12 protein-coding genes are annotated in these 13,029 nt (G+C 66.0%); 8 read left to right on the top strand and 4 right to left on the bottom strand.

The features are described from left to right. Window positions 1–236: CHAT domain-containing protein (locus DY467_RS07400; RefSeq protein WP_246701479.1), on the top strand; the 236-nt coding region annotated here is incomplete at its 5' end. A gap of 194 nt (window positions 237–430) precedes the next feature. On the opposite strand, the gene pyrG is transcribed toward DY467_RS07400, so the two are convergent. From pyrG to tpiA, 3 genes are all read right to left on the bottom strand, one after another. After that, on the bottom strand, window positions 431–2,062 hold the full coding sequence (gene pyrG, locus DY467_RS07395; RefSeq protein ID WP_164634944.1) for a CTP synthase: 1,632 nt from the start codon (window positions 2,060–2,062) through the stop codon (window positions 431–433). Between the two features lie 167 nt (window positions 2,063–2,229). Further along, a complete protein-coding gene (gene secG, locus DY467_RS07390; RefSeq protein ID WP_164634941.1) occupies window positions 2,230–2,634 on the bottom strand; it encodes a preprotein translocase subunit SecG in 405 nt (134 codons plus the stop codon). A 175-nt stretch (window positions 2,635–2,809) separates the two neighbouring features. Beyond that, window positions 2,810–3,586: a triose-phosphate isomerase gene (gene tpiA, locus DY467_RS07385; protein ID WP_107344790.1), complete on the bottom strand. Its 777-nt coding sequence runs from the start codon at window positions 3,584–3,586 to the stop codon at window positions 2,810–2,812. Between the two features lie 257 nt (window positions 3,587–3,843). On the opposite strand from tpiA, the gene DY467_RS07380 reads away from it, so the two are divergent. The 6 genes from DY467_RS07380 to DY467_RS07355 all read left to right on the top strand — a co-directional run bounded on the left by DY467_RS07380 (window position 3,844) and on the right by DY467_RS07355 (window position 11,638). Further along, on the top strand, window positions 3,844–5,745 hold the full coding sequence (locus tag DY467_RS07380) for a peptidyl-prolyl cis-trans isomerase (RefSeq protein ID WP_164634938.1): 1,902 nt from the start codon (window positions 3,844–3,846) through the stop codon (window positions 5,743–5,745). A 36-nt stretch (window positions 5,746–5,781) separates the two neighbouring features. Beyond that, on the top strand, window positions 5,782–6,798 hold the full coding sequence (gene trpD, locus DY467_RS07375) for an anthranilate phosphoribosyltransferase (protein ID WP_164634937.1): 1,017 nt from the start codon (window positions 5,782–5,784) through the stop codon (window positions 6,796–6,798). 138 nt (window positions 6,799–6,936) lie between these two features. Continuing rightward, complete coding sequence (trpC, locus tag DY467_RS07370; RefSeq protein WP_164634935.1) at window positions 6,937–7,734, top strand: indole-3-glycerol phosphate synthase TrpC; 798 nt, start codon at window positions 6,937–6,939, stop codon at window positions 7,732–7,734. 21 nt (window positions 7,735–7,755) lie between these two features. Then, complete coding sequence (locus DY467_RS07365; protein ID WP_164634934.1) at window positions 7,756–8,523, top strand: hypothetical protein; 768 nt, start codon at window positions 7,756–7,758, stop codon at window positions 8,521–8,523. A gap of 9 nt (window positions 8,524–8,532) precedes the next feature. Continuing rightward, window positions 8,533–9,045 (top strand): cyclic pyranopterin monophosphate synthase MoaC, encoded by a 513-nt coding sequence (gene moaC, locus DY467_RS07360; RefSeq protein ID WP_349627617.1) that lies wholly within the window; start codon window positions 8,533–8,535, stop codon window positions 9,043–9,045. A gap of 37 nt (window positions 9,046–9,082) precedes the next feature. Beyond that, a complete protein-coding gene (locus DY467_RS07355; protein ID WP_164634932.1) occupies window positions 9,083–11,638 on the top strand; it encodes a cation-translocating P-type ATPase in 2,556 nt (851 codons plus the stop codon). Window positions 11,639–11,765: 127 nt separating this feature from the next. Here the strand turns inward: DY467_RS07355 and DY467_RS07350 are convergent, their stop codons facing one another. Further along, window positions 11,766–12,242 (bottom strand): hypothetical protein, encoded by a 477-nt coding sequence (locus tag DY467_RS07350; protein WP_164634930.1) that lies wholly within the window; start codon window positions 12,240–12,242, stop codon window positions 11,766–11,768. A gap of 239 nt (window positions 12,243–12,481) precedes the next feature. On the opposite strand from DY467_RS07350, the gene DY467_RS07345 reads away from it, so the two are divergent. Next, window positions 12,482–12,985, top strand: coding sequence for an Hsp20/alpha crystallin family protein (locus DY467_RS07345; RefSeq protein WP_164634928.1), 504 nt, complete (start codon window positions 12,482–12,484; stop codon window positions 12,983–12,985). The last annotated feature ends 44 nt before the right edge of the window (window positions 12,986–13,029 follow it).

Genomic DNA, 13,029 nt, shown 5'->3' with positions numbered 1-13,029 from the left:
GCGGCCCCCCGCCGGCGCCCGCCATCGCCGGCGCCCGGCGCTCGCTGCTGACGCTGTGGGAAGTCAGCGACGAAGGCACCGCCAATTTCATGGCGCGGCTGTACCAAGTGCTCGCCGACGACAATCTCGACTACGCCGCGGCGCTACGCAAAGCCCGCATCGAGGCGATCCACGGCAAGATCAAAGCCGCCGAAGACCCGTCGGTCTGGGCGGCTTTCGTGCTGTTCGAGAACTGATCCGTTCTCGCGTCGACACTCCCCGCACAGCAACCGTCATGCCCGGGCTTGTCCCGGGCATCCACGTCTTTGCGGCAGACCAAACGATAAAGGCGTGGATGGCCGGGACAAGCCCGGCCATGACGAAGTGACGTATCAACTAAGCAGAAAAATGCGTGAGGGGCGACGCGACGCGCCACCTTTACGTCGGCATCTTACACCAGCCGGCTTTGCACCAGCGCCGCTTGGACGAACGAGGCGAACAGCGGGTGCGGGTCGAAAGGACGCGACTTTAGTTCGGGGTGGAACTGGACGCCGATGAACCAGGGGTGATCCTCGTATTCGACGATCTCCGGCAGCACGCCGTCCGGCGACATGCCGGAGAACTTCAGGCCGTGCTGTTCGAGCCGGTCCTTATAAGCGGTGTTGACCTCGTAGCGGTGGCGATGACGCTCCGAGATCTCGGTGGCGCCGCCATACACTTGGCTGACCCGGCTGCCGCGCTTGAGCGCCGCCGGATACGCACCGAGACGCATCGTGCCGCCGAGATCTCCCGCCTGGTTGCGCTTCTCCAGCTCGTTGCCGCGCACCCACTCGGTCATCAGGCCGACCAGCGGCTCCGGCGTCGGGCCGAATTCGGTGGAGTTGGCCTGTTCGATGCCGGCGAGATTCCGCGCCGCCTCGATCACCGCCATCTGCATGCCGAAGCAGATGCCGAAATACGGCACGTTGCGCTCACGCGCGAAACGCGCCGCCTCGATCTTGCCCTCGGCGCCACGCTGTCCGAAGCCGCCGGGCACCAGGATGCCGTTGACGTGCTCGAGGAACGGCGCCGGGTCCTCGTTCTCGAACACCTCGCTCTCGATCCAGTCGAGCTTGACCTGGACCTTGTTGGCGATGCCGCCGTGGCTGAGCGCCTCGATCAGCGACTTATAGGCGTCCTTCATCCCGGTGTACTTGCCGACGATCGCGATCGTCACCGCGCCTTCGGGATTGCGGATCCGCTCGTTGATCTCGTGCCAGCGCGCCAGCTGCGGCGGCTCCTTGGCGGCGATCGCGAACGCCGCCAGCACTTCGTCATCGAGACCGGCAGCGTGATACGCCTCCGGCACCGCATAGATATTGTCGACGTCGCGCGCCTCGATCACCGCGCTTTCCCGGACGTTGCAGAACAGACCGAGCTTGCGCCGCTCTTCCTTGGGAATCTCGCGGTCGGTGCGGCACAGCAGGATGTCCGGCTGGATGCCGATCGAGCGCAGTTCCTTGACCGAATGCTGGGTCGGCTTGGTCTTCAGTTCGCCGGCGCTCGGGATGTAGGGCAGCAGCGTCAGGTGGATGTAGATCACGTCGCCGCGCGGCAGATCGTTCTTGATCTGGCGGATCGCTTCGAAGAACGGCAGGCCCTCGATGTCGCCGACGGTGCCGCCGATTTCGACCAGCACGAAGTCGTAGCCGTCATTGTCGCTGACGATGAATTCCTTGATCGCGTTGGTGACGTGCGGGACCACCTGGATGGTGGCGCCCAGATAGTCGCCGCGGCGTTCCTTGGTCAGGATGTCCTGGTAGATCCGGCCGGTGGTGATGTTGTCCTGCTTGGTCGCAGGCCGCCCGGTGAAACGTTCGTAATGGCCGAGATCGAGGTCGGTCTCGGCGCCGTCGTCGGTCACGAACACTTCGCCGTGCTGATACGGCGACATCGTTCCGGGATCGAGGTTGAGATAGGGATCGAGCTTGCGAAGGCGGACTTTGTAGCCACGCGCCTGCAGCAGCGCACCGAGTGCCGCTGATGCCAGACCCTTGCCGAGCGAGGAGACCACGCCGCCGGTGATGAAGATATACCGCGCCATGGGACTTTACCTTTAATGCCGCCGGTCCGATTCGCCAAAGCGATTCGCAACCCCTCGGGCAGTTTGACGAATGCCTGTGGGTGACGCTGAAAACTCAGCTATTTCAGACGATTGCTAAAGGGGCCTCAGACCAGATGCGAGGCCCCGTCAGCGCATATCGGCAATGCTTACTGCGACTGCGGCGGGGTCGGCGCCGCAGGCGCGGCCGGTGCCGCCGGCTGCTGGTTCTGCTGCTGATCGGTCTGCTTCAGCGTGTCGAGCAGACCACCGCCCTGCGACAGCGGCGGCGCCGGCTGTCCCGGGGCCTGCTGCTGAACCGGCGCGGCGGTCGGCAGGATCGTCGTCGGCTTACGGTTGTAGCTCGCCAGCCAGGTGAGCAGCAGGCTGGTGGCGAAGAACCCGGCCGCGAGAATCGCCGTGGTGCGGGTCAGCAGGTTGGCGGTGCCGCGACTCGACATGAAACCGCCACCACCGCCGACGCCCAGGCCACCGCCTTCGGACTTCTGCAGAAGCACCACGCCGATCAGGCCCAGCACGAACATCAGGTGAATGACGATAATGACAGTCTGCATCGTACCCTTCCATCGCAAGCCAACGCCGCCGAATGGCCGATAGGCGCCGGCGGGCGGCTGCTCGACAGGCTTGCGGGATAAATGAAGTCGCGCGGTGTCTACACGATCGCGCGGGGATTTGTCACCCCCGCGCCGCGCGGGAAACGCCGCAGGAATACCGCTTGGCGCGGTTTAGTTAGGGGCAGCCCGCCGCAATCGCAAGGAAATCGGACGCCTTCAGGCTGGCGCCGCCGATCAGCGCGCCATTGACATGCGGTACCGCCAGCAGTTCGCGGGCGTTCGAGGGCTTCACCGAGCCGCCATACAGGATCCGCATGGTCTCGCCCGCCGCACCGAACCGATCGCTCAAAGTCTTGCGGATAAAGCCATGAACTTCCTCGACATCGGCCGCCGTCGGGGTGCGGCCGGTGCCGATCGCCCAGACCGGCTCGTAGGCCACCACCAGATTCGCCGCGGTCGCGCCGTCCGGCAGCGAGCCGGCCAGCATGCCGGCGACCACGTCGAGGGTGTGGCCGGCGTCGCGCTCGCCCTGAGTCTCGCCGACGCAGACGATCGCCACCAGCCCGGCGCGCCACACCGCCTGCGCCTTAGCGCGGACGATCGCGTCGTTTTCGGCATGATCGGCGCGGCGCTCGGAATGGCCGACGATGATCGCAGCCGCGCCGGCGTCGGCCAGCATCTCGGCGGCGATATCGCCGGTGTGAGCGCCCGACGCATTGGCGTGGCAATCCTGGCCGCCGATCGAGAACGGCAGCGCCTTGCCGGCGTGCGCTTCCGCGACTCGCGCCGCGAAGCTCGCCACCAGCGTCGCCGGCGGACAGACCAACAGATCGATGCCCTGCGGCAGCTCGGCGGCGCCTTTCAGCATCGCATCGAGCTCGGCCACCGAATCCTTCAGGCCGTTCATCTTCCAGTTTCCAGCAATCAGAGGACGAACGGCGGGGACCGGCATGAGCACTCTCGCAATAAAGGGTTGAACCGTTCCGCTAGCAGAGCCGATTGCGAGACTCAAGGAGACGTGAACGCCGGCGCTGCGGCGATCCGCAGCATCGGCCGCTGCAACGGGATGGCATCTGCACCGACCGCGACATTGGCTGCGGTTGCGACGCCCCAGACGGCACTTTATGATGGATTTTCAAGCCGGCGACGCTAGTTTGCCCCCCGCGCTGACCCAGCGCGGCCGGTTCCCTCCTGACAAAAAGTGACTCCATGCTCCGAGGAATGCGCAAAGCCTCATCCAACTGGATTGGCAAGACCATCATGACGATCGTGATGGGCGTCCTGATCGTCAGCTTCGGAGTCTGGGGTATTGCCGACGTATTCCGCGGATTCGGCCGGTCGACGCTCGCCAAGATCGGCAGCACTGAAATTTCCACCGAGCAATTCCGCCAGACCTACAATGACCGTCTGCAGCAGATCGGCCGCCAGTTCGGCCGACCGCTGACCCCGGATCAGGCGCGCGCGATCGGAGTCGATCGCCAAGTGCTGCAGCAGACCATCGCCGAAGCCGCGCTCGACGAAGACGCGCGCCGGCTTGGCCTCGGCCAGTCCGACGCCGACACCATGAAGTCGATCCTGGAGGATCCGAACTTCAAGGGCGCCAACGGCCAGTTCGATGCCAACCGCTTCCAGCAGCTGATCCGCCAGTTCGGCTTCACCGAGCAGCGCTATCTGGCCGAGCAGCGCCGCGTTGCACTCCGCCGCCAGATCGCCGGCAGCCTGACCGCTGGCCTCGAGCCGCCGAAGACGCTGATGCAGGCGCTGAGCCAGTTTCAGAACGAAGAGCGCGCGATCGACTATTTGAAGCTGACAGACGCGCAGGCCGGCACCATCCCGGCGCCCTCGCCCGCCGACCTCACTGCCTTCTACGACTCGCACAAGGCGCAGTTCCGCGCTCCCGAGTATCGCAAGATCTCGTTCCTGGTGGTGACGCCGGAATCGATCGCCAAGTGGGCCGAGGTGTCCGACGCCGACGCGCAGAAGCTGTTCGAGCAGCGCAAGGACAAGCTGTCGACGCCTGAGAAGCGCCAGATCCTGCAGATCGTGTTTCCGAACGTCGAAGAGGCCCAGGCGGCGCGCGCCAAGATCGCCAGCGGCACCAGCTACGCCGACCTCGCCAAGGAGCGCGGCGTCAAGCCGGCCGATCTCGATCTCGGCCTGGTCAGCCAGTCGGAGATGCTTGATCAGAAGGTCGCCGCAGCCGCGTTCGCGCTGCCGCTGAACGAGGTTAGCCAGCCGGTGCAGGGACAGTTCGGCACCGTGCTGCTCGAAGTCACCAAGATCGAGCCCGGCAAGCAGCCGGACTACGCCAGCGTGGCGGCCAGCCTGAAGCGTGACCTCGCCCAGGAGCGCGCCCGCAAGCAGGTGCAGGAGCTGCACGACAAGATGGAAGACGCGCGTGGCGGCGGCGCCAGCGTCGTCGACGCAGCCAAGCAGCTCGGCCTCACCGCCGTGACGGTCGACGCGATCGACCGCGCCGGCCGCGGGCCGGACGGCGCGCCGGTGGCGGCGATCCCGCAAGGGCTCGAACTCGCCAACGCCGCCTTCAACAGCGAGCCGGGCGTCGACAACGACGCGATCAGCTTCCAGAACGGCTACGTCTGGTACGACATCCTCGGCATCACGCCGTCGCACGAACGGCCGCTCGACGAGGTCAAGGACAAGGTCGAGGCCGGCTGGCGCGCCGAGCAGGTCACCGAGAAGCTGCGCAAGCTCGCCGCCGAGCTGGTGCAGAAGCTGCAGGGCGGCGCCAAGCTCGCGGACGTCGCGCCGGCCGGCGTCGCCGTGCAGACGGCCTCCGGCATCAAGCGCGAAGGCGCCGACGCCGGCCTGCCGAACACGGTGGTCGACGCGGTGTTCCGCACCGCCAAGGACGGCGCCGGCCAGGTTCAGGGCGGCAGCGCCACCGAGTGGTACGTGTTCCGCGTCACCGGCGACACCGTGCCGACCGCCGACCTCAACGCGCCGCAGATGCAGCAGTTGAAGGACAATCTGGTGCAGCGGCTGCGCGACGAACAGGTCGGCGAGTACATCGCCTGGCTGGAGAAGGACATCGGCACCAAGGTCAATCAGGAAGCGGTGGCGCAGGCAACGGGGGCGGCGACGAACTGACGGCTGAGTGCCGCCGTTTCGTCACCGAAAGGGACAATGGTTGATTTCAAATCGATTATCGCAAAGGTCGCGACCGGCGCGACACTGACGCGCGACGAAGCCACCGACGCTTTCGACGCGATGATGTCCGGCGACGCGACGCCGTCGCAGATGGGCGCGCTGCTGATGGGCCTCAGGGTCCGCGGCGAAACCGTCGACGAGATCACCGGCGCGGTGACCACGATGCGGTCCAAGATGCTGCCGGTCTCGGCGCCGGCGGACGCGGTCGACATCGTCGGCACCGGGGGGGACGGCTCCGGCTCGGTCAACGTGTCGACCTGCGCGTCGTTCGTGGTCGCCGGCTGCGGCGTCACCGTCGCCAAGCACGGCAACCGCGCACTGTCGTCGAAATCCGGCGCCGCCGACGTGCTCGCCGCGCTCGGCGTCAAGATCGACATCACGCCCGAGCAGGTCGGCCGCTGCGTCAACGAAGCCGGCATCGGTTTCATGTTCGCGCCGACGCATCATCCGGCGATGAAGAACGTCGGCCCGACCCGGGTCGAACTGGCGACCCGCACCATCTTCAATCTGCTCGGACCGCTGTCCAACCCTGCCGGCGTCAAGCGGCAGATGATCGGCGTGTTCTCGCGGCAATGGGTGCAGCCGCTGGCGCAGGTGCTGAAGAATCTCGGCGCCGAGGCGGTCTGGGTGGTGCACGGCTCCGACGGCCTCGACGAAATCACGCTGTCCGGCACCACCGCGGTGGCCCAGCTGAAGAACGGCGAGATCACCAGCTTCGAGATCAGCCCCGAGGACGCCGGCCTGCCCCGCGCGCCGGCCGACGCGCTGAAGGGCGGCGACGCCCAGGCCAATGCGGTGGCGCTGCGCGCGGTGCTGGAAGGCATGCCGGGGCCGTACCGCGACGTCGCCCTGCTCAACGCCGCCGCGACGCTGGTCGTCGCCGGCAAGGCCAAGGATCTGAAGGAAGGCGTCGCACTCGGCACCCAGTCGATCGACAGCGGCGCGGCGGAGGCGCGGCTGAAGAAGCTGATCGCGGTCTCCGCGGCGGCCTGAAGTACCAGTTGCCGTCATGCCCGGGCTTGTCCCGGGCATCCACGCCTTGGGGCCGGCGCAACGGTGAAGGCGTGGATGGCCGGGACAAGCCCGGCCATGACGAGAAGATGATCCGATCAAGCAGTAGGTGGCAGAGCCGTGTCCGATATCCTGACCAAGATCGAAGCCTACAAGCGCGAGGAGATCGCCGCCGCCAAGCGCGAGCGTCCGCTGGCTGCGGTCGAGGCGATCGCCCGTGAGGCGTCGCCGCCGCGCGGCTTCGTCAAGGCGCTGCGCGCCAAGCAGGCGGCCGGCGACTACGGGCTGATTGCCGAGATCAAGAAGGCCTCACCCTCGAAGGGCCTGATCCGTGCCGACTTCGATCCGCCGGCGCTGGCCCGCGCCTACGAGGCCGGCGGCGCTGCCTGCCTGTCGGTGCTGACCGATACGCCGTCGTTCCAGGGCAGCCTCGATTACCTCGTTGCCGCGCGCGCCGCGGTGTCATTGCCGGCGCTGCGCAAGGACTTCATGTACGACACCTATCAGGTGGTCGAGGCCCGCGCCCACGGCGCCGATTGTATCCTGATCATCATGGCGGCGCTCGACGACGCCGCCGCCAAGGACATCGAGGACGCCGCGTTCGACCTCGGCATGGACGTGCTGCTCGAAGTCCACAATGCGCCCGAGCTGGAGCGCGCACTGAAGCTGCGGTCGCCGATGGTCGGCGTCAATAACCGCAACCTGCGTACCTTCGAAGTCACGCTGGCGACCAGCGAGGCGCTGGCGCCGCTGATCCCGAACGATCGCCTGATGGTCGGCGAAAGCGGCATCTTCACGCCCGCCGATCTCGCCCGCCTCGCCGACGTCGGGATGTCGACCTTCCTGGTCGGCGAAAGCCTGATGCGCCAGGACGACGTCACCGCCGCGACGCGGACGCTGCTGGCGCGCGCGGCTTGAGGCTATCGAGGAGTTCCATGAATGGAATGCCCTCCTGATCCAACCTCGAAAGATTTGACCGGCCCCGAACGGATGCTAACGGAAGCGTTTCGCTTGTGGATCACTCCGGAGCTCGAACGCAGAATTGCCACCAAACAAAGCGTTGCCCCCATAGTACTTGAAAGAGCCCAAGTTATATTCACCGACTCCTCAGCTCCCATTGTGCGGATCAATGAGGAGGTAAGAATCTCTCTGGTGGTAAGAGCAAACCGCGCTGTAGAAAAAGGTGACCCCGTATATGAGTCCGACCTTGACGTAGTGGAGAGCTTCGAACTCGATGCTGCAGAGGCGGACGCTGGTCATTTTACGATTATCTCCTGGAAGGGCGGTTGGCGGATATTTTTCGATTTCCAGCGCAACAAGAAGAAAGCGTCAGATCTAGTTAGTCTAGCAGATGATTATCTGATGGTGGCGCAATTTGCCCTCGACAACTTGAAGCCCGCGCCCTTAATAGACAATCTATTTAGCTGCTGCGAACTATTGGCCAAAGCAAGACTGATAGTGCAAGCGGCAGAAAAGAAATTGAACAGCCACAAAGCCATTTCATTTGGAATCAATCGATGGCGCAAATCGGGAAATGTAGACAGCGGATTCGTTGACCTCTTCAACAAACTCTCTGCAGAAAGATCTGCCGCACGGTATCAGAGTCGAGAGATACAACTCGGAATTGACCAAGGCATGCTAGATGTAGCAAGCGCAGAAGCAGACGTCCTCCGTAAGCGCCTTTCGAGATTTAGTGACCAACCGTAGGATTCGTCGGTGATTAAGAAGCTAGTCGATTTGCGTCCCGCCCTCACCCATATCGGCGCCAGCGGCGAGGCGCGGATGGTGGACGTGTCGGAGAAACCGGCCACCGAACGCGTCGCAGTCGCGGAAGGCCGCGTGGTGATGAAGAAAGCGACGCTGGAGCTGATCCTCAGCGGCGACGCCAAGAAGGGCGACGTGCTCGGCACCGCGCGCGTCGCCGGCATCATGGCGGCCAAGCGCACCGCCGAATTGATCCCGCTGTGCCATCCGCTGGCGCTGTCGAAGGTCACGCTCGACATCACGCCGGATGCCAAGCTGCCCGGCTGCATCGTCCGCGCCACCGTCAAGGTCACCGGCCCGACCGGCGTCGAAATGGAAGCGCTGACCGCCGTGTCGGTGGCGTGCCTGACGATCTACGACATGATCAAGGCGGCCGAACGCGGCGTCCGGATCGAAGGCATCCATCTGATCGCCAAGACCGGCGGCAAGTCGGGCGACTACGTCGCGAGCGCGAGCCGAAAATAGGCTAACATCGGCGGGCTCTCGAACGTCAGGTTTCCCGATGCCCGACCTCGCCTCTCCCTCCGACAGCATCTCCGGCCTCAGCGAGCGCGAGGCTGCGGAACGGCTCGCCAGCGAGGGCTACAACGAGCTGCCAAGCCCTGATCGTCGCACGCTGCTCGGCATCGTGTTCGAGGTGGTGCGCGAGCCGATGCTGGCGCTGCTGCTCGGCGGCGGCGTGGTTTACATGGCGCTCGGCGATCTCAAGGAAGCGATCATCCTGCTGATCTTCGCCACCCTGTCGGTGGTGATCACGGTGGTGCAGGAAGCGCGCACCGAGCGCGTGCTGGAGACGCTGCGCGATCTCACCAGCCCGCGCGCGCTTGTGATCCGCGACGGTGTCCGCAAACGCATTGCGGGGCGCGAGGTAGCGCGCGGCGACGTGATCGTACTGTCCGAGGGCGACCGCATCGCCGCCGACGCGGTGTTGCTACAGGCCGACGATCTGCTCGTCGACGAGTCGCTGCTGACCGGCGAGTCGGTGCCGGTCCGCAAGCTCAGCCGGGACGAAGCGGACACCACCGCGTCGCATCGTCCCGGCGGCGACGATCAGCCCAATGTGTATTCCGGCTCGCTGGTGGTGCGCGGCGGCGGCCTTGCCGAAGTGACCGCGACGGGCGCACGCAGCGAGATCGGCAAGATCGGTCAGGCCCTCGGCTCGATGCAGACCGAAGCGCCGCGGCTGCAGCAGCAGACCCGCGCGCTGGTCCGCACCTTCGGCATCATCGCCGCCGCCTTCACCGCGCTGGTCGTGATCCTCTACGGCGCATTGCGCGACGGATGGCTCGACGCGGTGCTGGCCGGCATCACCGTCGGCATGTCGATGCTGCCGGAAGAATTCCCGGTGGTGCTGACGGTGTTCATGGCAATGGGCGCCTGGCGGATCTCGCAGGCCCGGGTGTTGACCCGGCGCGCCGCTGCCATCGAAGCGCTCGGCTCCGCCACCGTGCTGTGTACCGACAAAACCGGAACGCTGACCGAGAACCGGATGTCGGTCGCCGAACTGCGGCTTCCTTCCGGCGAGGTGTTCCGGCCGCGCGCGGACGGCGCGCTGCCGCACGGCTTCGCGCCGCTGCTGGAGACCGGTCTGCTCGCGGCCGCACCCGATCCGTTCGACCCGATGGACCTCGCGCTGCACCGGCTCGCCGGCGACCATCTGCCCAACGGCAATGGCGCCCGCAGCCTCGTCCACGCTTACGGGCTGCGCCGCGACCTGCTGGCGATCACCCAGGTCTGGCGCGACCCGGACGATGCCAGCAACTATGTGGTGGCGGCGAAAGGTGCGCCGGAGGCGATCGCGCGGATGTGCGGCCTCGATGCCGCCGCCCTCGGCAACGTCTCGCGCACCGTCGATGCGATGGCGGCCGAGGGGCTGCGGGTGCTCGGCGTCGCGCGCGCATCGCACCCGGACGAGGATTGGCCGGAGACCCAGCTCGGCTTCCGCTTCGACTTCCTCGGCCTCGTCGGCCTCGCCGACCCGCTGCGCGCGTCGGTGCCGGCCGCCGTCGCCGACTGCCGTGCCGCCGGCATCCGCGTGGTGATGATCACCGGCGACTATCCGGCGACCGCGCAGGCGATCGCGCGCCAGGCCGGGATCGATGCGGACAGTTGCGTCACCGGAGAGGAGATCGCCACGCTCGACGACGCCGCGCTCGCCGAGCGGCTGCGCCGCGCCACCGTGTTCGCGCGGATCATGCCCGAACAGAAGCTGCGGATCGTCGAAGCGCTGAAAGCCGACGGCGAAGTCGTGGCGATGACCGGCGATGGCGTCAACGACGCGCCATCGCTGAAAGCGGCTCATATCGGCATCGCGATGGGCGGCCGCGGCACCGACGTCGCACGCGAGGCTTCGGCGATCGTGCTGCTCGACGACGACTTCGCCTCGATCGTCAAGGCGATCCGACTGGGGCGGCGGATCTACGATAACCTCGTCAAGGCGATGGGCTTCATTTTCGCCGTCCATGTGCCGATCGCCGGGCTGGCGCTGCTGCCGCTGCTGTTCGGATTGCCGATCCTGCTCGGACCGATCCACATCGCGTTCCTGGAGATGATCATCGATCCGGTGTGCTCGATCGTGTTCGAGGCGGAGACCGCCGAGGACGACGCGATGCGCCGCCCGCCCCGTGATCCGGAGCAGCCGCTGTTCAGCCGGGCGCTGATCGTGTGGGGCATGTTGCAGGGCCTGTTGGTGTTCGTACTGGTCGCCGGCGTGTTCGTGATCGGCCAGATGCGCGCGATGCCGGACACCGAGCTGCGCGCGCTGACGTTCTTCGCGCTGGTGCTGAGTTTCGTCGGACTGATCTTCGTCAATCGCTCGTTCAGCGCCTCGCTGCTGACGGCGCTGCGGCGGCCGAACGCGATGCTGGCGGGGATGCTTGGCATCGTCGCGGTGGTGCTGGTTGCCAGCCTGGCATGGCCCTGGCTGCGCGATCTGTTCCGGTTCGGTCCGCTGCATCCGGACGATCTCGGCCTCACTGCGTCTGCGGCGTTGGTGGTGCTGATCGTGCTGGAACTGGTCAAGCCGCTGTGGCGAAGAATGATGCGGCAACCGGGGTAGCCCGGCCGCCGCATCGCGGGACGCGGAACGGCGTCGTTATGCGAACGCGTAGTCCGCGGCCTGCCGGTCGATCACGAACCGGCTGGTGTTGGCGCAGTCTTCACAGCGATAGATGTGGCGCTCGAACTCAACCTTGTGTCCGACCGGTCGTGGCTCGACGCGCACGAGCCGCATGATCGCGCCGCACTCCGGGCAGCGGGACGGGTCGAAACTGGTTGATACGTGGCGCCAGACCATAATGCCTCCTCCATGATGGCCGGTAGTCGTCGGACGGATCATGCTGAGCGGCGCGGTCGCCGCTCAGCCGGATCGAGGCCCCGCCTTTCGGCGGCGGATCGTCGTCATCGAGCCGCTTCAGCGCGTCGAGGATCGCGCGTAGCGGCACCGGATTGCGGTGCCCCGGCGCGAGACGCAGCCACGGCTGCTGCTCGACGGCGTTGGCGTCGGACGCCCATGAGGAGAGGATGGCGCGCTTTTCGGCGGTGCAAAGCGCGTCGTCGCGCAGCACCTGGTCGGGATGATCATAGACCGTTGCCGAGGGGCGCAAGGCCGTGACGCTCGCGGCGCCAGGCGCGTAGCTGTGTTCGAAATTGGTAGATCGCATCTGTGGTCCTCCCGAATTCCTCCTTCCAAACCGGGACGGCCGATGACTTGGACACGGCGTTACCGTTTTCAAGACGGTGCGCGAAAAAAATCTTCGTACTCCCTCCACGGGACTACCACCCTGCCCCTTGACGGCGGCGCAACCGCGCCCAAATCGAAGCGCACCCGCGATACGCGGGCGACTTCCAGATCACAACTAACAGTATCAAGGACTTCAAGACTGAGTACGAGGAGGCATCCATGAACATGCGCGACATCATCCCCTGGGGCCGGACCAATCAACCCGCGACCCGCTCGTTCGAAGGCGACCCGTTCCTGTCGCTGCACCGCGAGATGAATCGGCTGTTCGACGACGTATTCCGCGGCTTCGACGTGCCGGCCCGTGCCGGCGCCCTGACGCCGTTCAGTACCGGTTGGCCGAAACTCGAAATCACTGATGGCGACAAGGAGCTGAAGATCGCTGCCGAAGTGCCGGGCCTCGAGGAGAAAGATATCGAGGTGCTGCTGGACGACGGTACGCTGACGATCCGCGGTGAAAAGACGGCGTCGAACGAGGCCAAGGACAAGCAGTTCAGCGAGCACTTCTACGGCAAGTTCGAACGCCGGATTCCGCTGGACGTCGCAGTCGCCGCCGACCAGGTCAGCGCCAGCTTCAAGAACGGCGTACTGACCGTGACGCTGCCGAAGGTGGAACCGTCACCCTCGACGGCGAAGCGGATCGAGATCCGGCCTGCGAACTCATAACCGCGCATTAAGCATCCGCGCCCCGGCTTCCACGAAGCGGTCCG

This window comes from Rhodopseudomonas sp. BR0G17 (assembly GCF_010907025.1).
Taxonomy (GTDB): domain Bacteria; phylum Pseudomonadota; class Alphaproteobacteria; order Rhizobiales; family Xanthobacteraceae; genus Rhodopseudomonas; species Rhodopseudomonas palustris_H.
Note: the sequence above shows the minus strand (reverse complement) of the source record. Positions and strands in the feature narration are given on the sequence as shown.

Excerpts from the sequence above, each read along its gene's own strand:
- trpD (WP_164634937.1), top strand. The coding sequence starts at position 5,782 with ATGGTTGATTTCAAATCGATTATCGCAAAGGTCGCGACCGGCGCGACA.
- DY467_RS07355 (WP_164634932.1), top strand. The coding sequence starts at position 9,083 with ATGCCCGACCTCGCCTCTCCCTCCGACAGCATCTCCGGCCTCAGCGAG.
- DY467_RS07350 (WP_164634930.1), bottom strand. The coding sequence starts at position 12,242 with ATGCGATCTACCAATTTCGAACACAGCTACGCGCCTGGCGCCGCGAGC.
- DY467_RS07380 (WP_164634938.1), top strand. The coding sequence starts at position 3,844 with ATGCTCCGAGGAATGCGCAAAGCCTCATCCAACTGGATTGGCAAGACC.
- DY467_RS07345 (WP_164634928.1), top strand. The coding sequence starts at position 12,482 with ATGAACATGCGCGACATCATCCCCTGGGGCCGGACCAATCAACCCGCG.
- tpiA (WP_107344790.1), bottom strand. The coding sequence starts at position 3,586 with ATGCCGGTCCCCGCCGTTCGTCCTCTGATTGCTGGAAACTGGAAGATG.
- secG (WP_164634941.1), bottom strand. The coding sequence starts at position 2,634 with ATGCAGACTGTCATTATCGTCATTCACCTGATGTTCGTGCTGGGCCTG.
- pyrG (WP_164634944.1), bottom strand. The coding sequence starts at position 2,062 with ATGGCGCGGTATATCTTCATCACCGGCGGCGTGGTCTCCTCGCTCGGC.
- DY467_RS07365 (WP_164634934.1), top strand. The coding sequence starts at position 7,756 with ATGGAATGCCCTCCTGATCCAACCTCGAAAGATTTGACCGGCCCCGAA.